This window comes from Corallococcus sp. AB032C (assembly GCF_003668935.1).
In the GTDB taxonomy this organism is placed as follows: domain Bacteria; phylum Myxococcota; class Myxococcia; order Myxococcales; family Myxococcaceae; genus Corallococcus; species Corallococcus exiguus.
On sequence record NZ_RAWP01000063.1, the window covers coordinates 18591 to 39409 of the forward strand.

Sequence of the window (20819 nt, forward strand, 5' to 3'; positions counted from 1 at the left end):
GGGTGGGGCCTACTGCGCGCCGGGAGCGGGCAGGGGCGGCCTCGGGGCGGCGGAGAAGCCCAGGCGGCGCAGCATGACCTGCCGGATGGAGGGGATGCGGAAGCGGAAGATGAAGGCGTCCGCGAAGTAGTGCGCGAGCACGCAAGCGAAGCCCAGCGAGGTCAGCGCGCGCAGCAGGGGATGCGCCTGCGCGCCGCCGCCAATGCCCAGCGAGCCGCGCATGGGGCCATCCAGCAGGAAGCCATGCACCACGCCCAGCGCGAACAGCGGGAGCATGGAGACGACCATGGCGGGCCAGATGAGCTTCTGGCTCAAGCGGGGCGCGTCGCCTTCGCGAGGCTCCAGCATGCGGGCGCTGAGGAGGTAGTACTCCAGGCCGTGCATGCCCGGGAGCATCACGTAGCCCCAGGACGGCGCCACGAGCGCCAGGCCGGTCGCGGTGGCCATGCCCAGGAGGTACAGCACCTTGGGGCCGCTGGCGGTGCCGGAGCGGAGTACGGCGCGGAAGAGCAGGAGGAAGAAGCCCAGCCAGATGGCGATGAGCACGGGCAGCGTCTGCCACGGAAGGACGACGCCCTGGCCCACGTCGAGGTAGGCGGGGGCGTTCGGGGCGGCGGACTCGGCGACGAAGAAGATGCGGACGAGGAGGACGGAGAGGAGCAGCGGGACATAGAGCTGCTGGAGCTTGCGCTCGAGCGGGGAGGGCGCGGGGAGGCCCGCCTGTCCGCCGCGCAGGCCATGCAGGGACCACAGGCCCCGGTGTTGGGACAGGGTGTGGTGCATGCCGAAGACGTTGAAGATGACGGCCACGGCGAAGGTGTGGATGGAGCGGTCGGCGTAGAAGGTGACGAACAGCGCCGCGCCCACGGCGAGCATGGCCAGCGCACCGGCGAGGATGGTGCGCGGCTGGTTGGGCGCGGCGGTGAGCACGTCGCGGTGCACGCCGAAGAGCAGGAACGTGAGGATGACGTGCGTGGCGTTGCCCAGGAGGTTCTGGGCGGTCCAGCTCAGCATCCGGTGGGCGTTGTCCGCGGAGGCAGGGGCGAGGAACGCACTGGCGACGGCGGCCACCAGGGTCAGGGCCAGCGGGACGCCCAGGATGGCCAGGTCGGCCCGGGGCGAGAACAGCCACAGGCGGCGAAAGCGCAGGCTGCCGGGCGCGGCCGGCGTGTCCTGCTCCGTGGCGGTGGCGACTCCGGGGCTCAGCGGTGTCATGGGACGGGGAGTATACCGGGTCTCCAGGGGGCCAGAACCCGAGCCACCCTGCCTGCCAGGCGGGAGAACGACACGAGCCTGTGACGCTGCCTCCATGAAATGCGGAACGGGGGAGCGGTCGTGGCAAACCCAGGGCGGAAAATACACACGCTGCCGATAGGACTTGCAGTGGCGTAAGTGTTGATTTTCGCGGTCACTGAAATGCAAGGCTATGTCTTGTGGTGAGTTCCCGACAAAAGATAGGGTATGGATATTCCCGGGCATCGCTGACCGGGAGGGGACTCTTCCAAGAGTGAGGGGCGATTGTCTTTCCGGTCATGGGTGTGGGGAGCGCTGGCGGGAGGAGTCCTGCTGTTGGCGTGCAATGAGTCGCGACCTCCAGTTGGCGCCGCGGAGGAGGTAGCGGCACCTTCAGGGAAGGTCTTCGGAGAGCACCCGCAGACCCTGGCCGCTGCGGCGACAAAGGAAGTGGGGGAGGACTGTGCCGCGCAAGGTGCGTCCGCCTGTCGCTCCAATCTGTGCCTTCATACCCAGCCAGCCCCAGGCCAGGGGTTGATCTGCTCACGGCAATGCCAGGCGGAAGCGAACTGCCCCGTGGACTGGCAATGCGTTTCGGTCCATCCGAACGCAGGCGCCTCCTTCTGCGTGCCCCCGAAGGGGTGGTCCGCGCGTCCTGCTCAAGAGCGATAGGCCCGTTCAATGCTTGCACATCTCTTGATGCTCCTCCTGGTGGCGGCGCCACCAGCGACCCCTCGTGCGCCCTCTCCCAGTTACCTTGTCTTCAGTCACGACGGGGCCTGGATCGCCTTGGACGTCTCCACGGGGAAACCTGAACGCATCCGCGTTCCCTCGACCTACCCTGCCACCACCCTGACGGTTTCGCGGGATGGACAGCACATCGTCTACACGGCGTATGATCAGGGGGCGCTCAATGACCTGCTGTATCGGTGGGATTGGAAGGCGAAGTCGCCCCCTGTCCGGATTGGGAATGCAGAGGGCTTCCATGCGGACCCGGCTGTCAGTCCTGATGGCCAATGGGTCTACTTCGCGCACCATCCCAAGAAGGGCGGTCCTCCCGGGCAGCATGAGGAACGGGCGAATGCGCAGTTGTATCGCGTGCGAATGGACGGCACCCAACTCACGGCGCTCACGAACGAGCTCGGATGCCATCTGCGGCCTTCCATCCGACCGGATGGAGACGTCATCTACGTCCATACGCCTTGCAGCGTGAACACCAAAACCCTCCACCTGATGCGTGCAGGACAACCTGCCTCCGGGCCGCTGGCGTCCGGAGATCTGAACGAGCCCGTTTACTCGCCGGATGGGAAGAGCCTGGTTTTCGTGGAGCGCGATGGCGCGGATGTCCTGCTCAAGGAGCGGACGTCCGCGGAGCGGCCTCCGCGAATCCTTCACAAGCTCCGTCTGAGAGAGGGGCTCAGTGCCCGGGTCCAGTTCGGCGCGAAGGCCCAGGAGCTCTACTTCCAGGACGCTGAATCCGTTTCGCGGCTCGTGGGCCGCAAGGTCACCCGACTCTTTTCCATGGAAGACGTCCCATGAGAATGCTGATTCGACTCACGCTGCTCATCGCTGTGTCGGGCGCATCCACGGCCCATGCCCAGTACTGCCCCGTGAACGTCCTCCCCCGCTGTGATGGAACGCAAGGCGATCCTGCGTCTGGACCGCAGTCTCCCAAAGCGCCTGGAGGCATCGGATTCTACGGCGATCCCGTCAGTGTCGCGGATCGCTACAGCTACGTGCGAGAAGTGGACTTCGAACTGCCGCTCAGCCAAGGCAGCCTCCCGTTCATTCGGATGCACGCCGCGAACTCCAATTCGTACAACTACGCCAATCTCTCTGGTACGGGGGGGTACGGAAGTTTCCTGCCTACGGAAAGGCTGGGTCGTCCGTTCGGTCCCCACCGATCGGGTGGCAGTCTCAACTGGTGGCACAACTTCTACAGCTCTGTCTATAAAGCTTCGCCTGGCGAGATCGATTTAAATATCCGTGACGTTGATGGATATCTCAACAAGATGGTCTTGAGCTCGAAGTCCGCACCTTCTGGCAAGTGGTACGAGAATGGTAACAACGCGGGCAGCCGCGATAGGCTCTGGCAGGATACCTCGGATGGAGGGTGGCCCCAGGAGTTCGTGTATTTCAGAGAAGGGAGTGGCCGCTATGTCTATGATTCGGTCTGGGTGGATTCACAGTTGGATGCTGGCTACCGCCACTACTTCCTGAGCCGGATTGAAGACAGTCAGTACGCTCCAGATGGGGGTGTGGAAGTTCCTCGGGCCTTGCTGGAGTATGCCCAGCCCATGACCCTGGACGCTGGCGTCCCCGTAGAACTGGGCTGCATCGAGGGAGCACCGGGCTCGGATCCTGGTGTGCCGTATCTGCGCACGGTAACCACGCGCGATGGCGCGAAGGTTCATTTCTACTACACCAAGGTCAAGGGGACTGCCGACGGAAAGCTCGTATGCGTCCTGAGCTATATCACCCTGGAAGACTCCTCCGACGGCGGAGTCTCGGAGCAGCGGTTGGTCGAGTATTCCTATGCGGCCAACAGCAATGAGCTTACGGCGGCGGTCTATCCCCAATCAGGTCAGAGCCGAGAGTACGCCTATTCGAGGTCCGGTTCGAATGCCACCTTCAACGTCTATTCGAATGGAGTCCTGTCCTCGAAGCATACCTGGGACACGACCGATCTCGACGTGCACCATGATGAGGCGGGAGGGCACGACTATGTCATCACACGGCTGGCGAACGATGTCGCGGAGAGGGACGCATGTTCCGTCGCCCGGAATGGATCCAACCAGGTGACGAGTGAGTTCGCGGACTCCTTGGTGGGTTTGGGCACAGGCGCAGCGGGAGCAACGACGTTTACGAATCGGTTCGTTTCCGGGCCTGCCGAGGATTCCGAGCAGACCTGGAGATTGCACTTGCGCAAGGAGCGGTGCGATGGGACCTCATGTCCTGGCATCATTCCCGGCACCGAGCGGTGGGAGTACGAATGCTCGATTGCTGACGGGACATCTCCTCCCGCGCTGCCCAAGGCACATAAGGACCTGCGGGATGTGTGGACGCTCTACTCCCACGCCAGGCCGGACGCGGGTGTCGCCGCAGCCCAGGGTGTTCCGCTGCAACACATCAAGGAACTCAGGACGATCACAGAGGGCGCTGACTCTCTCAGTGGAACGGGAAGCCTTGCTCAGCTGCGGTATGGCTATACCTATGGTGGAGCCGGGCAGCCGCTGCGCGCCTTCGAACAGTTGCTTGAACGGAAGGAGACCGCGAGCGTCCTGGCTCCGACGGGCGAGTCGGACCCCAATGCACGGACGCAGTACGTCTACGACTCCGTGACGAACCGGTTGAACGCGACGTTCCGCACGGGGTGGACGCAGGTGCGGGACAGCTCGGGCAACTGGCAGGTGCAGAAGCGCCGCGTGGCGGTCTTCAACTTCCGGGCGACTCAGTGCGGCGGCGTGGGGCCCGAGGATCCCGAGGGCCGCGTGTTGGAGGTGCACGGTCCCTGCCTCGTCGACGCGAGCGTCGCGGACGTCTCCACCCTTACGGACTGCCCGTCCACGACGCCGTTCCCGGTGATGAAGTACGAGTACTGGCCGCGGACGGACGTGGAGAACCGTCGGAACAAGCTCAAGAAGGAGTCGGTGTTCCCGGGTGGATGTGGAGGGAGCACGTCGCTGGATACGCAATACCTGGAGTACGACGTCTTCGGAAATGCCACGCGCATCCAGGACTCCAACGGTGTGATTGTCACGCGGGAGTTCAACCAGGACCTGCTCGCGAAGCAGAGCGTGGTGGATGGCGCGACAACCACCACGACGGAGCTGATCTACGACCAGGGGCGTCTCAAGGCCATCAAGCATCCCCAAGGCAACCACGACGTCTTCTGTTACCGAAGCGGGACGACGTCGGGCTGCTCGGGCGGGACACTCACGAAGCTGCTGCAGTGGAGGGCGACCGCCGCGGATGCCTCGGGTTCATCCTGGTCGGAGCGGGTGGACTACACCTACTGGCCGGACGAGACGCTCAAGTCTGAAACGTTCCAGACGTGGACGGGGAGCACCGCGCAGACGCGCCGGGTGAAAACCTACGCAGCGGACGCTCGGAAGCATCCGACCTACGAGGGGATGGGGACCTCGCCCTCGCCCGTCCAGACTGCACGGGTGTTTGACTCGAATGGCAATCTGACAGGGCTGGGCTTCCCCTCCAATGCGCCGCCATCGGTCTGCGGCGGTGTGAATCCAGACGGCTCGCCGGTTTCGACCCTTTGCACCGCGATGGGCTATGACCGGCTGAATCGGCTGACCAAGGTGGATGAGTTCCCCACGTCCAGCAGCAACCAGCGGACGTGCTTCACGCACGACGTGCAGAACAACGTCACCTCCGTGCGGGCGGGTTGCGCGGTGGCGTCGGGATCGAATGACTGCTCGACGTGCAGTGCGTCTGTCCCTGCGTCCACCTACGGCTACGACGACTTCGGCAACCTGGTGACGGTGTCCCTGCCTCATACGAGTGACGGCGCTGGTGGCGCAGGCGTCACCCGCTATGCCTATGACGCCCGGGGCCAGGTGACGGCGAAGGAGACGCCGGCGATGCGGGATGCGTGGGAGTGGCTCTCGTATGAGTATGACCTGTTGGGCCGGATCCTGCGCTCGGTGCGGCACTACAACACGCCCGCCACGGGAGCGGAGAACCTCTTCGCCCTGTCGTATGACGTGAATGACTCTGGCGACGCGACCAGTGTGCCCCCTTCGAGTTGCCCACAGCCCACGAAGACGGCCGGGCGGCTGCGCTACCGCCACGATTCCTTCGGACGCACCTGGTACCAGTACGATGCGTTTGGTCGGGTGGCCGGAGAGATCCGTCTACGCGAGGGCGAGACGAGCTGCTCGTCGGGCACGGTGAATGCCCATCCGCACACGTTCTATACCTACACGGCGAATGGCAACATCGAGACGGTGACATATCCGCATGGGCGCGTGGTCACCTACGTCTATGGGTCGGGAGCGAAGCTGAACCGGACCCAGGCCATTGACGTCCGGCTCTTCGGGACGACGGGCTACACGGATACGCGTGTCATCGAGGGCGTCGCCTGGGAGCCGTACGGCGGCCTGCGTGGCTACCAGATGAACCACTCGGTGACTTCAAACAACAGCGCCATGGAGTTCATGGTCGGGGACAACACGTCGGTGGAGCCCTCCGCGTGCCCGACGGCCGTGCCAAATCTCTCCTCGGGAGACATGACGGGCCGCCTGCGTTCCCTGCGGGTGTCGTCCGGTTCGTTCTCGCCGGGCTCGGGGAGTGGTGACATTTATCAGCGTGGATACACGTGGACGGGCGATCAGGTGGCCCGGCTGGATACGTGCCTCCTGGGGGCGACGACGCCTCGGACGGAGACGTATGCCTATGACCGCACGCTGCGTCTGGTGGGGGCCGGCCGGCCGACGGGCAACTTCGAGGCGACGGGTGGCGCGTTCGAGTCGCGGACGTATCAGTATGATGGCCGCGGCAACCGGACCCAGCTGGAAGAGGATGGATTCATCTACGACCTGACCGCTGGGACAGCCCCAGCGGTGGACCAGCTGACGGGGTGGGGTTCATCGGCCAGTGGCAGCTTGCTGAAATACACCCTGTCGCATGACGAAGACGGCCGAGTGACGCAGAAGCGGTGGGCGGCGACCATGTCAGGTGGATCTGTCTACACGCTGGGGTTCGAGTATGGACAGACAGTAGGCGTGGCCACGGAGACCGTGTTCCGGGCGGTCAACGTCAACGGTGCCTACTACAACTACTTCTATGATGCGCTGGGCCGCCGGCGGCTGAAGTCGAACCCGTATGGAACGACGGACGAGTACTTCCACTCGGTGTCGAACCGGATGCTGACGGACCGGGGCAACAATGGTTTGGCCACTCCGATTGGCCACTTCACCCTGGATGACTATGTATGGTTGGCGGGGCGTCCGGTTGCGCTCGTGCGTGGGAAGTTCAGCGCGGCGTGGGCGCGGCAGCCAGACGGCACTGGGGATTGTTCTCGTGATGGCGAGTCAGTGGCGTGTGGCGTGTATTTCCCGGTGACGGACCACATTGGAAAGCCGGTGATCATGTTGGACGCTTCGCGACGGGTGACAGGGGCCGCAGACACGGACCCCTTCGGGCACGTGAACCGGGTGACGCACCACGCGGAGACCGCGCACCCTTACGCGCACAGCACGTCCGCAACGCTGGCGATGTTCTCCCAGCCCAAGGAGAGCACCTCAGTTCAAGTACGGATGCGCGCGCGCTACCATGTTGTGGACACGGAGCTGGGGGCGGATTTCGTGCGCTTGGTGGATCCGGATACGAGCAGTGTCCTAGACAGCCAGTCGGGAGAGCGCCGGGGGCAAGTGACAACGGCATGGGTGGTGCCGTCCAATGGCAACCTGACCGTGGGATTCAGTTCGAACGCCAGTGGCTTGACCAGCTATCAGGGCGTCGCGGTCGAGGGGTACGAGTACCAGCGGTACCAGGCCGGGGCTCAGGCCCTCTGGATTCCGCTTGGCTTCCCCGGCCAGTACCATGACGCGGAGACCGATCTCTTCGAGAATTGGAACCGGTTTTATGATCCGGCATCGGGGCGGTACCTTCAGCCAGAGCTTCTTCAGCAGAATCCAAAGTGGATTGAAAGGCAGGTGCTGCGTGGTGTTCCTGCGCTGGCCTACCTCTATGCTGGGAACAATCCGATTTCATGGTTTGATTCAACGGGCCTGGATGTTCAGAACAACTCAAACGATGGTGTTTGGATTTCAGGGGAACACGGCGAGCAATACTACTTGGCGCCTGGTGATACTTTCTATGGCAACCAGGATGGTGTTTATTCGGGGCGCAAGGGAGTGTACAAAACAAACAATGGCGTTAACATTGTTATTGATCCTGATGGATCGATTAATACATTTGATGGGCCTGATTTGTCGCGCTTTGTGCAGGGATTTGGCGAGAATAGCGTGGGACCGCACCTGTTGCCCTTCGGCCTCAGGGAGCGTACGGGCGGTCCCAAAGACGACGATTTCCCTGTCCGAAATAAGTGGGCGGACAATCCCAATGTCAACAGTCCGAGTGGATCGATGTGTGGGGGTGGGAAATAGCGGTTTGGTTTGAATGTGTTCCAGGGGGATGTTGAGTCTTCCCCCTGGGGCCGACCGGCATATGAACCGCTGCTCCTAGAATGAACTGGCCCCCATTCGCCATGCAGCACAAGTTCGCCTGGGCTAGGAACCGGATCGTCTTCCGCCAATGAACCGCGTCGCTGAAATGGAAACATCCACCCGCTGGCTTCGCCGGTTGGGGATTATTGGTCTGCTGTGCTGGTTCGTGCCGTCGGTAAGCGTTTTGCTCGTGTTGAGCGTCTTGGGGTTTTGCGAATTCCTGTTGTCTGATTCGCATCCCTTTCCCGGTGATCCACCTGCCGCAGACATGCTCACAGAGATTGCGCTCAGTGGATGGTTGTTCATCCTTGTTGGATACGTTCCCTTCTTCGTTGCTCGGAAAGAATCCGATAGAATTCTTCGGCTCTGGCGAAGGGTGATCCCCCCGTTGATCCTGCTATCATTCCTCGCGATGTCGTCGGCCCTTGCTCAGGTTGGCCGAAGACATTGGGGCGAATGGGGTCTGCTCAAGGCCATGCTTCAGGACAACGAAGCCCGGGTTCGTAGATTCTCAAGCCGTGCCGATGGTGCCTTGTCGGAGGAGGAGTTCGCGCAAGCGAAAGCGTGGTTGCTGACGCAGCCTGCCACCTTCCACTTTGATGCGGAATCTGAACCCGTCAGGATTCATATGAGGAGAACCGTCCCTCCCTACCTCGGCGTCGATTTCGGCCAGGGGCAGAATGCGGTCTTCGATCCGGTGACGATGATCTGCATCTATTCGGATTGAGAGGTGTCGATGAGAAAAGATTGGACCTGGCCTACTGAGGCATTGGCCGGCGTTGTTTCGGGTCTGAAGGTGCTCGGCCCGGAGGTGTCGCAGGAGATATGCGACCAGTGGTGGCAGACCTTCCTGCCCGGATTCATAGCCAGGGATATTGGCCAGTCCATCTTCGTCTTCGCCAAAACGGTCCAGGTGAAGATGATGCTCAAAGCGGAGGTGCACTACTCCCGGCAGCAGCAGGGCGGTGTGTTCCACGTCGTATCGGAGCCCTTGCTCCCGGTCCTTCGCATCGAGGCCGCGTCACCACCACCCCTGAACATCCTGGAGGCAATGGTCTGGGCGTCTCCACGCCACGGATCCCCTGGGTGGTGCGCCATCTGCCCCGAGTCCATGGAGTGGTTCATGGTCGTGGAGCATGACGGCCCCTACTTCCTGAAGCCCGCGCCCTGCATGGATCCGCCCCTCGGGGACTCTCTGTAGGAGACGGGGTTCATCCTCCACCCACCCCGTGCTAAAACGGGAAGGTCCATGGAAGGCCGACTGCATCTGAAGAACTGCGCCGTGTTCCGTGCGGACGGTCGCGTCCGCCACGGCATGGCCGTCGTGGTCGAAGAGGGCATCATCCGCCGCGTCGCCCCCGACGCCGAGGTGCCCGTGCTCCCCGGTGACTGGGAAGTGGCCTGTCGAGGCCGCCTCGTCACCCCCGGGCTCGTGGACTGTCACTCGCACATGGTCAACGGGCAGCTCCTGCCCCCCAATGGCGACTTCCTCCTGCGCCAGCCCCGCTCGCGTCTGGAGCGCATGCGCTCGGTGGCCATGTGGATGGAGTGGTCGGCGTAGAGGAAGAACAGCGTTGCTTCTGCAGCGAGAATGGCCAGCGCACCGAGGGGTTGGCCTGATGGACGCGCCAGAGGCACCCGTTCTGTTTCGCGCTTCGATGGGAAGGCCCCAGGCCTGGTGGGACCGGCTCTTCCTGGGGCTGGTGTCGACGGGCGCAGCGCTGTTCTACGCCGGCTTCGGGGTCCCCTGGTCTGGAAGCCAACTGGCGCCGGGACTCAGCGCGGAGAAGGTCCGCTCCGTGTCTCTGAGGATGTCCGAAGATGAGGTGGTTCAACGCCTGGGCATGCCTCTGGCTCGGGAGGTGAGGCCATCGGGAAGGCTCTCCTGGGACTACGCGAAGCCGGTTGCGAAGGTTCGGCGGTATCCGAAGGTCTACGTCACCTTCGAGTCAGGACGCGTTTTCGCGGTCGAGGTGGAACTCAAGACCTTCTGGGGTGTCGATGAGGAGGTCCTCTATCTGCGGACCTCTGACCGCATCATTGAAAGGCCTGACCTCGATGACGTCCTCCCTTGAGCCGAGCTGCCGGCGTGGACAAGGGCGAAAGCCACTTGGGATGATGGTTCCTGTGAGAGGACTATCGGTGGGCCTTGGACGGTGGATGCTCTGGGTTCGCATTTTCCTGTAGACAAGCTCTGGTCTGCATGTTGACTCAGTCAGGGCCAGATCATTCGTCTTGCCAGAGGGAGTGGAGGTGAGCCATCGATAGGAGTTGGGTGTGGACCCTGGCGGCAGGCTTGCTGGTCATCGTGGTGATTCCCGCGCTTGCCATCTATGTGTCGGGAAGAACGCGAATCGTCCTCGTGAATGAGACCGGGAGCGAGTTGCGTGTCTTGACTGCTCGGATTCCTGGCGAGGAATGCGCTTTTGAGAAGGTCCCTGTTCATGGCCGGGTCGTCTGTCAGGGACGCGCGAACGCGGATGGAGACCTGTCCGTTGACCTCGAGTTCACGGATGGCGGCAAGGTCCAATTGGAAACAGGTGCGTTCGTGAATCCGCTGCTCGGATTGCAAGGAGTCGCGACCGTCAACGCAGACGGTGGAGTCAGCCTGGAGTGGGACTGATTGCCGCCACGGAGCTTCCTGAAGATTGTTCCCGCGCGGTGGAAGCCCGAGACGCATGAACTGATAGGTGAGAACATGAAACCCGAATGGCCTTTGCTGGTGCTGCTGATCCTCCCTGCTTCCTGCGCTGTTAGCCATAGTCCCAAGATGGCCCCAGTTCATGTTCAAGAGGGAGGGAACTGCAAGAGTAGCGCCGACTGCGAGGAGGAGCTGGAATGCATGTTCTGGCTGCGGACAACACCGGGGTCGGCAGGTACCTGTCAGCGGCCGTGCGAAGAGACTTCGGAATGCCCCAGCGGACAGCTGTGCGGCAGCAGAGCGTTTACCGATTCGCCGGGGTCTTTTTGCACGCCTCCGGGCGTCGATTAATGGAGATGCGTTCAAACATGCCCCACTGGCACAACCTCCACCTATTGCCCCACCTACGTTCCCAGAGGGGGCTCAGGCCAGGAATCCGACCCCTGGGTTTGGCCACAGCTGCCATGACCTCCTGACGGTCCGGACAGTCACCCTGAGGGCCTGGGCGATGTCCCGCCAGGACTGGCCCTCGGTCCGGAGCCGGTGAACGGCACCGAGATCCACCTGGCGCCGGGGCGGTGAGCGCGGTCATTGGATAAAGTCCAGTCTTCCTGTTTCTGTGGGGTGTAGGGCTTCCGTTGCTTCTGTTTGCGAAGCGCCGGGCTCCTGCGCGGTGAGGACGACGATCATGGCCTCCGTGAGAAGAGAAGTCCTGGACGTGGCTGGGGAGTGCTGCCTGCAGCTGGGCAGGACGCAGCACCTGGCGCCAGTGCTGGAGCGTGCGTGGCGGTCGTCGACGCACTTCGCGCTCATCCGGCGGACGGATGCGGGTCGATGGTGCGGATGTCGTCGTGCCCACGCCGGAGTTGAAGCGGCTTCAGCGTGACTTCGAGCGGATCCGGATGGCGGCGGTGGAGTCGCGGTGGGTTTCGTCGTGGCCCGGGACGAGGGGAGGCTCCAGCGCCGCGTTGTGGGTGCGGTGTCGGACGGACGCTGGCGTGCGCCTGCCTCTGAACGACGAGACCGTTTGGAGGGGAATCGACGGCTGTGATGATTTCCAGTTGTTCGAAGGCCCCAGGCTGAAGGTGTTCGTCTGCAGCCATGAGGGGGTTGGCACCGTCTGGGGAAACGAGCGATTCTTCCAGGGCCTGGGCATTGCTCCCGCGCGACAGAAGCATGAGACGTATGAACTGGTAGGCGAGCCCATGGCACCTGCTGCCTGGTCACTGCTCATGCAGGGGACACCCATTCTGTAGGACGGTCATTCGAGTGGTCTGGGCTTGGAGGCAGCGGTTTGAGCGCTGAAAAACAGAAATGAGCGTGTCTGCCCGCTGGCTCCCACGATTGGGAATCGTTGGATTGGTGTGTGGCTTCGTGCCGTCGGTGGGCATCGCGGTTGGACTGTGTGCCCTGGGAATTGGCAGCACCGTGTTGGGGGATCCGCACCCCTTCCCTGGTGACCCACCCGTGGACATGCTCGCGGAGGTCGCGCTCTTTGGATGGCTTCTCCTCATGGTGGGCCATGGGTGCTTCATTGTCGCCCGGAGGGAGTCTGATCAGATCGTCCAGTTCTGGCGATGGGTGATGCTTCCGTTGACCCTGGTGTCGTTCCTCGTGCTGCTGCCAGTCTTTGCGCAGATTGCTGGCAGACATTGGGGTGAATGGGGCCGTCTCAAGGCCGCTCTTCACGACAACGAGGCCCGTGTCCGTGCATTCTCGAGCCGGGCGGATGGTGTCTTGTCGGAGGAGGAGTACGCGCGGGCGCAGTCGTGGTGGATGGAGCAGCCCTCCACCTTCCGCTTCGAGACGGAGCCTGAGCCCGTCAGGATTCACTTGAGGAGGACCAACCCTCCGTATCTGGTGGTCGATTTCGGAGAAGGACAGAATGCGGTCTTCGATCCGGTGACGATGCGCTGTATCTACTCTGATTGAAGAGAGGTCGGAGCCCGCGTGGGTCTGTGTCTTGTTGTCCATGAAGGTGATGAGGATGTGGAGGAGGTCGCGGTTGGCGGTTACTCGGACTTCAACGCGTTACGTGACTATGTCACTCGCGAGCTGGAGGCCGGGAAGCCGGGCTCTCGATTCCCTGTGCTCATCGTGCACTCGGACTGTGATGGCGAGTGGTCCGTTCCCGAATGCGAGCGGTTGCGCGAGGAACTGGCGGTCATCGCAGGGGAGATGCAGGCGCGCCCGCCGGTCGCTTTTGCGTCGGAGTGGCAACGAAGCGAGGCGGGTTCCATGGGGCTCGTGCCTCGAAACGCGTTCGAGTCGTTCCTCGCCGTGAGTGGTGGCTTCCTGGTGGAGGCCCTGCAGGGCCTGGTGGAATTCGCGCTCGAGCGCCGGGCCCCCATCTCGTTTCAGTGAGTTCCCGGGTCGGCGGCCTGCATGGATCCGCCCTTCGAGGACTCTCCGTAGGAGACGGGGTTCATCCTCCACCCACCCCGTGCTAAAACGGGAAGGTCCATGGAAGGCCGACTGCTTCTGAAGAACTGCGCCGTGTTCCGTGCGGACGGTCGCGTCCGCCACGGCATGGCCGTCGTGGTCGAAGAAGGCATCATCCGCCGCGTCGCCCCGGACGCCGAGGTGCCCGTGCTCCCCGGTGACTGGGAAGTGGCCTGTCGAGGCCGCCTCGTCGCCCCCGGGCTCGTGGACTGTCACTCGCACATGGTCAACGGGCAGCTGTTGCCCCCCAATGGCGACTTCCTCCTGCGCCAGCCCCGCTCGCGCCTGGAGCGCATGCGCTCGGTGGCCAACCTCCTCACCGCCGAGGACGTGGAGGTCCTGACCCGCTTCGCCGCCGCCCGCGCGTTGCTCGATGGCGTCAGCCTCGTCGTGGACCACCTGTCGTGCCCCACCGACGTCGCAGGCGGCCTGGAGGCCCAGGCCCGCGCCGCGAACACCCTGGGCATCCGCCTGGTCACGTCCCACTCCACGCACAGCCTGGATGGCGCCGACGTGGCCAATGCCCAGGCGGACGCCAACGCGGACTTCGTCCGCCGCTACCGCGAACACCCCCGCGTCCGTGGCGCACTCGGCTTCCACGCGTCCTACACCTGCGAGGATCCGCTCCTGTCCCGCATCGCGGAGCTGCGCAAGGAGCTGGACGCGTCCGTCGTGTTCCATATCGCGGAGAACGAGGACGACCTCTCCACCACCTACGCCACGCACGGCCGCCGCGTCGTGCCGCGCCTGGACGTGCTGGGCCTGCTGGGCCCCCACGCCATCGCCGGCTACCCGCGCGCCGTGGAGCGCTCCGAGTCCGAGCGGCTGGCCGCCTCCGGCACCTTCATCGCCCTCACGCCCCGCGCCACCCGCTCCATGGACCGCGCGGCCGAATCCGCTGACGGCGCGCTGTCCAGCCTCCACCTCGTGGGCCTGGGCACCGGCGGCCATGGCACCCTCCAGGAGGAGCTCGCGGGGGCGCTCGTCAGCATGCTGTCCCTGGCGCGCTCCGGCCGCATGCCGGACCTGGATGACTCGCTGGCGCACCTGTTCGTCAGCGGCCCCGCGGAGCTGTGCACCCGCCTGTACGGCAAGCCGTCGGGCGGCGTGGACGAGGGCAGCATCGCGGACCTCGTCGTCTATGACGCCATCCCCGCCGCGGACCCGGAGACGGGCTACGCGCCCTTCCTTCTGGGGCAGCTCACCGCCGCCCGCGTGGCGTGGACCATCGTGGATGGCCGCGTCTGCGTCCGCGAGGGCCAGCTGCTGGGCAGCGACTTCGTGGACTTGGCCCGGGACGCCGCCGCCGCGCTCGGCCGCGTCTGGTCCCGCGCACGGCTGGGTTCGTAGGGTAGAAGGGGCGCGTGAGTGCCCTGCCTCCCCGCCTCGTGGACCTGCTGCGCGCCTCCCGCGCCCGCCGGGGTCCGCTGCTCTCGGACCCCGCCACCTCCGCCTTCCGCCTGCTGAACGGCGCCGCGGACGGCGTGCCCGACGTGACGGCGGACCTCTTCGGCGACGTCGTCGTGGTCAGCCTCTACCGCGACCTGACGGATGCCGAGGAAGTCACACTGCTCGACGCCGCCGTCTCCGCGTGGACGCCCCGGAGCGTCTACCTGAAGCGCCGTCCCCGGGAGGCGCGCGTGCTCGCCAACGTGGCGAAGGACGCGCTCGCTCCGGAGTCCGCCGCGCGGGGCGAATCCGTGGAGGACTTCGTCTCGAAGGAGAACGGTCTGTCCTTCCACATCCGCCCCGGACAGGGCCTCTCCGTGGGCCTCTACCTGGACATGCGCGACACCCGCGCGTGGCTCCAGGCCCAGGCCTCCGGCCTCACCGTGCTCAACCTCTTCGCGTACACCTGCGCCTTCGGTGTCGCCGCGACCGCCGGGGGCGCGAAGCGCGTGCTCAACATGGACGCCAGCCGCCGCGTGCTCGAATGGGGCGAGGAGAACGCGCGCCTCAACGGACAATCCGTGGAGCGCTACGACTACGTGGCTGGCGATGTCTTCGATTGGCTCGGGCGGCTCGCGAAGAAGGGGGAGTCCTTCGATGTCGTGGTCGCGGACCCTCCGTCGTTCTCCACCACCAAGACGACGCGCTTCTCCGCCGCTCGCGACTACGCCCGGCTGGCGGAAGCCGCCGCGAAGGTGGTCGCTCCCAGGGGCCGCCTGGTCGCCTGCTGCAACCTGGCGGGACTGCCTTCGCGCCGCTTCGAAACCATGGTGCTGGAAGGTGTGACGCGGGCTGGCAGGGCGGGGAAGACAGTGGGGTCGCTTGGTCCCTCGGGGCTCGACTTTCCGACACCTCCAGGTGAGGAACCGGCACTCAAGGTGCACGTCGTCCAACTTCGTTAGCGCCTCCGGGCGGGGCGCGGCTACATTGCTTCCATGGCTCCCGCCGCCTCCTCGCCTCCGCGCGATGCGTTCCGCTTCGGCAACTACCGGCTCATCGATCGGATCGCCGTGGGGGGCATGGCGGAGATCTTCCTCGCGCACCAGATGGATGCCAGCGGCGAAGAGACGCCCATCGTCATCAAGCGCATCCGCCCGCATCTGTCCAAGCACGCGGCCTTCGTGAAGATGTTCCTCAACGAGGCGCGGCTGGCGGCCCAGCTCAATCACCCCAACATCGTGCAGATCCACGACCTGGGGAAGATCGTCGACAGCTACTTCATCGCCATGGAGTACGTGTCCGGCCGGGACATGCGCCGCGTCGTGCCCAAGGCCGAGTCCCTGGGGATTCCCTTCCCCATGGTGTACGCGCTGAAGATCGCCTCCTGCGTCTGCGCGGGCCTGCACTACGCGCACCAGAAGAAGGACCGCTACAGCAACCCGCTCAACATCGTCCACCGCGACGTCACGCCGGAGAACATCGTCGTCGCGTTCGACGGCTCGGTGAAGGTGCTCGACTTCGGCATCGCCAAGGCCGCCAACCAGGTGGAGGAGACGCGCTCGGGGGAAATCAAAGGCAAGCTCAGCTACCTGTCCCCGGAGCAGTGCCTGGGCCGGCCGCTGGACTGCCGCAGCGACATCTTCTCGCTGGGCACCGTCCTCTACGAGTGGCTCACCGGCTTCAAGCTCTTCACCGGGGACTCCGACGTCGCCGTCATGCGCAGCATCACGGAAGCAAAAATCTACGCGCCGTCGTACTTCCGCGAGGACCTGCCGGAGCGCGTGGAGGCCATCCTGATGCGCGCGCTCGCCCGCGACCGCGAGCGCCGCTACCAGACGGCGTTGGAGATGCAGCGCGACCTGGACGCCTTCCTGGAGTCCTACGACTTCACGCCCTCGCCGCTGCACCTGGCCAACTTCGTCAAGCAGCTCTTCGAGGACGAGCGCCCGCAGGAATTGAAGCGCCTGTCCACGCGCCAGTCCTCCGCGCCCACGTCGGAGATGGCGCTGGAGCTGTCGGAGGTGGCGGCGTCCGTGGACGGCCCGCCCACGGAGGCCATGCACCTGGACGACCTCCCCGCCACCGAGCCGCGCCTGCTCGCGCTGACGGTGGACCCGGCGGTGTATGAAAAGCTGGAGGCCCAGGCGCGCAAGGCGAACGTCTCCCTGGCGAAGCTCGCGGCGGATGTGCTGGAGGGATGGCTGAAGTCGCGTTGATCCGCGTGCCTTTGCTCACTCCATGCCCCGGCTGAAGCTGACGCTCGAATACGAAGGCACCCGGTACGTGGGCTGGCAGGTGCAGCCCAATGGCCCTTCCATCCAGTCCACGCTCCAGGACGCGCTCCAGAAGCTCCTGGGGGAACGCGTCTTCGTTGCCTCCGCCGGACGTACCGACTCGGGCGTGCACGCGACGGGGCAGGTGGCCAGCTTCGACACGCAGCGCGTGCTTCCGATGAAGGCCTACACCATGGGCCTCAACGGCATCCTCCCGCCGGACATCGCGGTGGTGGCCGCGGAGGAGGTGTCGCCGGAGTTCGACCCGCGCCGCTGGTCTCGCGGCAAGCGCTACCGCTATCGGGTGAGCAACCGGCGCATGCGGTCCCCCCTGTTGCGCACGACGCACTGGGAGGTGTTCGCCCCGCTGGACGTGGAGGCCATGCGCCGCGCGTCCCAGGCCCTGCTGGGCCGCCATGACTTCTCCGCGTTCCGCGCCGCGGACTGCCAGGCGAAGCACGCGGTGCGCGAAATCCGGCAGGTGCGCGTGGAAGGCACGTCCGGCGACACCGTGGCCTTCGTGGTGGAGGGCACCGCCTTCCTCAAGCACATGGTGCGCAACCTGGTGGGCACGCTGGTGGAGGTGGGCAAGGGCCGCCGCCCCGAGGCCTGGGTGGCCGAAGTGCTGGCCTCGCGCGAGCGCAAGCTGGCCGGGGCCACCGCGCCGCCGCAGGGGCTGGTGATGGAGGAGGTCTTCTACGGCGACGGCCCGCCCCCTCGCTCGGCGGGGGACTCGGCTGTCGGGGAAGAGGACGAAGGGTGAGAGTGCGGTAGGCTTTCGGGCCGTGAGCTCCAAACCCAGTGCCCTCGAGCCCCTGCGCGTCCGCGTCCGCCGCTTCCAGTTCATCGTCGGACTGGGGTTCCTGTCGCTGGTGGTGGGGGCCATGCTCAGCGTGTCGCTGGTGCTGCGCCTGCACGCGCGGGTGAGCGCACTGCCGTCCGACTTCCTGCGCATCCCGGTGGCGGTGGCGCTGGAGGACCTGTGGGTGCTCGCGGTGCTGCCGACGCTCTGCTACGGCGCCGCCCGCATCGTCGCGCTGCGCACGTGGACCACCGCCGTGGGGGCCGCGCTGTCCGGCGGCGTCTTCGTGCTCGCGCTCAACTTCGTGCGCGACGGCATGGAGAGCTTCACCACGGGCTGGACGGTCGCGTCGGCGTTGCGGGGGGTGGCCTTCGTGGGAGGCATCCTGCTGAGCGCCCGGGCCATCCGCGCGGGCCGCGCCGCCGCCGAGAAGGGCTCCGCGGACGCCGAGGCGAAGGCCGTCGCCCGCAAGTCGGAGTACGACGAGTTCCTCAAGGCCGCGGAAGCAGGTGGCGCGCGCCTGGAGCAGCGCGAGGGTGGCGCCGCCGAAGCTCCGGCCGCTTCCGGGAACGCACCTGCCGCGACCGCTCCGGCGGGTGAAGCGAGCAGCGCAGGGGAGACGCCCGCGCCCCCGAGCGACGTGCCGAAGACGCCCGCGGCTTGAGGAAACGACAAAGGCGGCTCCGGCTCCGCGCCGAAGCCGCCTCGGGTTCAACAGCCTACGGGTAGCAGGCGGCCTGGCGCAGGCCGGTGTCCTCGGGGAAGCCGAGGGCCACGTTGAAGTTCTGCACGGCCTGGCCGGCCATGCCCTTCACCAGGTTGTCCAGCGCGGCCATCACCGCCACGGAGCGGCCCTTCGTCGCCACGGAGATGTCGCAGAAGTTGCTGCCCGCCACGGCCGCCACGCGCGGCGTGCCCTCCACGATGCGCACGAACTTCGAGCCCTCGTAGTAGCGGCGGTACTTCTCCGTCAGCGACTGCGTCACCACCGCGCCGCCGTGCTCCGGCCACTCGAACTGCACCGTGGCGAAGATGCCGCGCACCATGGGCGCCGAGTGCGGCACGAAGGCAAGACGGTGCCGCTGCGCGCCGTGCGCCACCAGCATCACCTCCACCTCCGCCTCGTGCTGGTGCTCCAGCGGCTTGTACGCGCGGAAGTCATGCGCGCGCGTCGGGTGGTGCGTGCCCTCGCCCGGCAGCGAACCGGAGCCGGACGAGCCCGTCACCCCCGACACCGCCAGCAGCCCCAGCCCCGGCGTGGCCGCGATGGGCAACAGCGCCAGCTGCACCGCCGTGGCGAAGCAGCCCGGGTTGGCGATGCGCTTCGCCGTCTTCACCTGCTCACGCTTCCACTCCGTGAGGCCGTAGGTGAACGTGCCCAGCAGGTCCGGGGACGGGTGCGGCCGGCCGTAGGCGCCCGCGTACCGGCCCGGGTGGTCCAGGCGGAAGTCGGACGACAGGTCCACCAGCAGCATCCGGTCCGTGAGGCCCGCGTCCGCCCACTGCTTCTCCAGCCCGGCGAACTGCGACGCCAGCTCGCCATGCCCCAGCGCGCTGAACACCACCGGACGCTGCGAGTCCGCCAGCCAGCGCCAGTCGGGCTCCGCCTCGAAGCGGCCGTCCACCAGGCCGCGCAGGTGCGGATGCACCTTGTGGATGGGCGAACCCGCGTGGTGCCGGGACACCACGCGGATGCCGGCGTTGCCGGGGTGGCCCGAGAGCAGCCGCAACAGCTCGCCTCCGCCGAAACCGGAGGCCCCCAGGATGTAGATGTTCGCAGGCGACGTCATGACTTCCTCCCCGCTCCCAGCTTGGGCGCGAGCTTCTCCACGATGAGATTCCCCAGGGCGTTCGGATCCGCGCGCGCGTTGCGAGCGGGCAGCCCCACCACCTGCTCCACGAAGCGCACGCCCACCGCGTTGTCCGTGGCGGGCCCGGCCACCATGTCCATCTCGATGCCGTACACCTCGCGCAGGTGCCGCACGCCGCCGGCCGCGCCCACCGGGTCGTTCGCGCACAGGATGAACGCGCCGCCCAGCGCCTTGAGCTCCGGATCCGCCAGGATGGCCTGCACGCCGTACTCGCCCATGATGCCGTCGCCCGTCTCCGCGACGATGACGTCCACGTCCTGGGCCACCATCTCCGAAAAGACAATGCGCGCCACCTTGGACGCCGTGCGCGCGCCGGTGCACACGACGCCCGCGTCGGTGAAGTCCATCACCACGTCCGCGCCGCTGTCCTGCATGGACAGCGTGTCGCGCATCAGCGACACGCCCGTGAGCTTCGCGCCGCCCACGCGGTAGCCCGCCTGGGACAGCTTGCGCACCACCACGCTGGCCGCGTACGTCTTGCCCGCGTTCATGCAGGTGCCCACCACGTACACCACCGGGCACGTCACCGCCCTCGACGTGCCCTTGAGCGCGCCGGTGGAGATGTGCGCGTGCTGGCCCGCGCGCGACTGGAACTCCGGGAAGGTGAGGACCTGGCCCAGCACCTCCGCCTCGAACGGCGGGCCCACGCCCGGGTTGTGCGACGTGCACTTCCCGATGACGCCGCCCATGTTGAGGATGTTGAGCTTGTCGCCCACCGTGACGGACGCGGGCACGATGCCCTCGTAGCCGTGCAGCGCGTTGCGGTGACCCAGTGCGCCCACGACGATGTCGCCCGCGTGGAGCGTGACGAGCCGGCCGTTCACGTCCTCCAGCTGGTTGTAGACGCTCTTCTCCCCGTGGATGCGCACCGCGATGACGGCGCCCTCTTCGCACTTCACCTCATCCGTGAGGTGCACCGTGCGCCCCACCTGGAGGTTGCGCGTGACACTGCCCACCTTGTCGACGTGGATCTTCATGTCG

The 20819-nt window shown here is 65.7% G+C and carries 17 protein-coding genes and 1 pseudogene; 15 read left to right on the forward strand and 3 right to left on the reverse strand.

Annotated elements, in window-relative coordinates:
• Window positions 1-9: 9 nt before the first annotated feature.
• Entirely contained in the window at window positions 10-1215 is a 1206-nt protein-coding gene (locus tag D7X99_RS25350; RefSeq protein ID WP_121780026.1) for a hypothetical protein, read from the reverse strand.
• Window positions 1216-2022: 807 nt separating this feature from the next.
• Between D7X99_RS25350 and D7X99_RS25355 the strand changes: the two genes are divergently transcribed.
• The 15 genes and pseudogenes from D7X99_RS25355 to D7X99_RS25425 all read left to right on the forward strand — a co-directional run bounded on the left by D7X99_RS25355 (window position 2023) and on the right by D7X99_RS25425 (window position 18631).
• On the forward strand, window positions 2023-2772 hold the full coding sequence (locus tag D7X99_RS25355) for a PD40 domain-containing protein (protein WP_158627066.1): 750 nt from the start codon (window positions 2023-2025) through the stop codon (window positions 2770-2772).
• Window positions 2769-8360, forward strand: a complete 5592-nt coding sequence (locus D7X99_RS25360; protein ID WP_121780028.1) for an RHS repeat-associated core domain-containing protein — start codon at window positions 2769-2771, stop codon at window positions 8358-8360. Before D7X99_RS25355 ends, D7X99_RS25360 begins: the two co-directional genes overlap by 4 nt.
• A 148-nt stretch (window positions 8361-8508) precedes the next feature.
• Window positions 8509-9147 carry a hypothetical protein gene (locus D7X99_RS25365; RefSeq protein WP_147476256.1) on the forward strand — a complete coding sequence of 213 codons (639 nt, stop codon included), beginning with the start codon at window positions 8509-8511 and terminating at the stop codon, window positions 9145-9147.
• Between the two features lie 9 nt (window positions 9148-9156).
• Window positions 9157-9621: a hypothetical protein gene (locus D7X99_RS25370; RefSeq protein WP_147476257.1), complete on the forward strand. Its 465-nt coding sequence runs from the start codon at window positions 9157-9159 to the stop codon at window positions 9619-9621.
• Between the two features lie 48 nt (window positions 9622-9669).
• Window positions 9670-9957, forward strand: a pseudogene (locus D7X99_RS25375) (amidohydrolase); the annotation flags it as partial.
• 82 nt (window positions 9958-10039) lie between these two features.
• Window positions 10040-10495 (forward strand): hypothetical protein, encoded by a 456-nt coding sequence (locus D7X99_RS25380; protein ID WP_121780031.1) that lies wholly within the window; start codon window positions 10040-10042, stop codon window positions 10493-10495.
• A gap of 200 nt (window positions 10496-10695) precedes the next feature.
• A complete protein-coding gene (locus tag D7X99_RS42405) occupies window positions 10696-11043 on the forward strand; it encodes a hypothetical protein (protein ID WP_147476258.1) in 348 nt (115 codons plus the stop codon).
• Between the two features lie 842 nt (window positions 11044-11885).
• Entirely contained in the window at window positions 11886-12317 is a 432-nt protein-coding gene (locus tag D7X99_RS25390) for a hypothetical protein (protein WP_121780032.1), read from the forward strand.
• Between the two features lie 211 nt (window positions 12318-12528).
• Entirely contained in the window at window positions 12529-12993 is a 465-nt protein-coding gene (locus tag D7X99_RS25395) for a hypothetical protein (RefSeq protein WP_147476259.1), read from the forward strand.
• An 18-nt stretch (window positions 12994-13011) separates the two neighbouring features.
• Window positions 13012-13425 carry an Imm70 family immunity protein gene (locus D7X99_RS25400; protein ID WP_121780034.1) on the forward strand — a complete coding sequence of 138 codons (414 nt, stop codon included), beginning with the start codon at window positions 13012-13014 and terminating at the stop codon, window positions 13423-13425.
• Window positions 13426-13524: 99 nt separating this feature from the next.
• The gene (locus D7X99_RS25405; RefSeq protein ID WP_121780035.1) at window positions 13525-14853 is read left to right on the forward strand and encodes an amidohydrolase family protein; all 1329 of its coding nucleotides are present in this window, start codon (window positions 13525-13527) and stop codon (window positions 14851-14853) included.
• A gap of 14 nt (window positions 14854-14867) precedes the next feature.
• On the forward strand, window positions 14868-15854 hold the full coding sequence (locus tag D7X99_RS25410; protein WP_121780036.1) for a class I SAM-dependent rRNA methyltransferase: 987 nt from the start codon (window positions 14868-14870) through the stop codon (window positions 15852-15854).
• A 33-nt stretch (window positions 15855-15887) separates the two neighbouring features.
• On the forward strand, window positions 15888-17108 hold the full coding sequence (locus tag D7X99_RS25415) for a serine/threonine-protein kinase (protein WP_121780037.1): 1221 nt from the start codon (window positions 15888-15890) through the stop codon (window positions 17106-17108).
• A gap of 22 nt (window positions 17109-17130) precedes the next feature.
• Window positions 17131-17928, forward strand: a complete 798-nt coding sequence (gene truA / locus D7X99_RS25420) for a tRNA pseudouridine(38-40) synthase TruA (RefSeq protein WP_120596249.1) — start codon at window positions 17131-17133, stop codon at window positions 17926-17928.
• A gap of 22 nt (window positions 17929-17950) precedes the next feature.
• Window positions 17951-18631, forward strand: coding sequence for a hypothetical protein (locus tag D7X99_RS25425; protein WP_121780038.1), 681 nt, complete (start codon window positions 17951-17953; stop codon window positions 18629-18631).
• A gap of 55 nt (window positions 18632-18686) precedes the next feature.
• Here the strand turns inward: D7X99_RS25425 and argC are convergent, their stop codons facing one another.
• Together argC and D7X99_RS25435 are read right to left on the reverse strand one after the other, a co-directional pair.
• A complete protein-coding gene (gene argC, locus D7X99_RS25430) occupies window positions 18687-19757 on the reverse strand; it encodes an N-acetyl-gamma-glutamyl-phosphate reductase (protein ID WP_120577894.1) in 1071 nt (356 codons plus the stop codon).
• Entirely contained in the window at window positions 19754-20815 is a 1062-nt protein-coding gene (locus D7X99_RS25435) for a DUF1611 domain-containing protein (protein WP_121780039.1), read from the reverse strand. Before D7X99_RS25435 ends, argC begins: the two co-directional genes overlap by 4 nt.
• Window positions 20816-20819: the final 4 nt, after the last annotated feature.

Coding starts and splice junctions, on each gene's coding strand:
- D7X99_RS25350 (WP_121780026.1), bottom strand. CDS start 1,215: ATGACACCGCTGAGCCCCGGAGTCGCCACCGCCACGGAGCAGGACACG.
- D7X99_RS25360 (WP_121780028.1), top strand. CDS start 2,769: ATGAGAATGCTGATTCGACTCACGCTGCTCATCGCTGTGTCGGGCGCA.
- D7X99_RS25365 (WP_147476256.1), top strand. CDS start 8,509: ATGAACCGCGTCGCTGAAATGGAAACATCCACCCGCTGGCTTCGCCGG.
- D7X99_RS25370 (WP_147476257.1), top strand. CDS start 9,157: ATGAGAAAAGATTGGACCTGGCCTACTGAGGCATTGGCCGGCGTTGTT.
- D7X99_RS25380 (WP_121780031.1), top strand. CDS start 10,040: ATGGACGCGCCAGAGGCACCCGTTCTGTTTCGCGCTTCGATGGGAAGG.
- D7X99_RS25390 (WP_121780032.1), top strand. CDS start 11,886: ATGCGGGTCGATGGTGCGGATGTCGTCGTGCCCACGCCGGAGTTGAAG.
- D7X99_RS25405 (WP_121780035.1), top strand. CDS start 13,525: ATGGAAGGCCGACTGCTTCTGAAGAACTGCGCCGTGTTCCGTGCGGAC.
- D7X99_RS25415 (WP_121780037.1), top strand. CDS start 15,888: ATGGCTCCCGCCGCCTCCTCGCCTCCGCGCGATGCGTTCCGCTTCGGC.
- truA (WP_120596249.1), top strand. CDS start 17,131: ATGCCCCGGCTGAAGCTGACGCTCGAATACGAAGGCACCCGGTACGTG.
- argC (WP_120577894.1), bottom strand. CDS start 19,757: ATGACGTCGCCTGCGAACATCTACATCCTGGGGGCCTCCGGTTTCGGC.
- D7X99_RS25435 (WP_121780039.1), bottom strand. CDS start 20,815: ATGAAGATCCACGTCGACAAGGTGGGCAGTGTCACGCGCAACCTCCAG.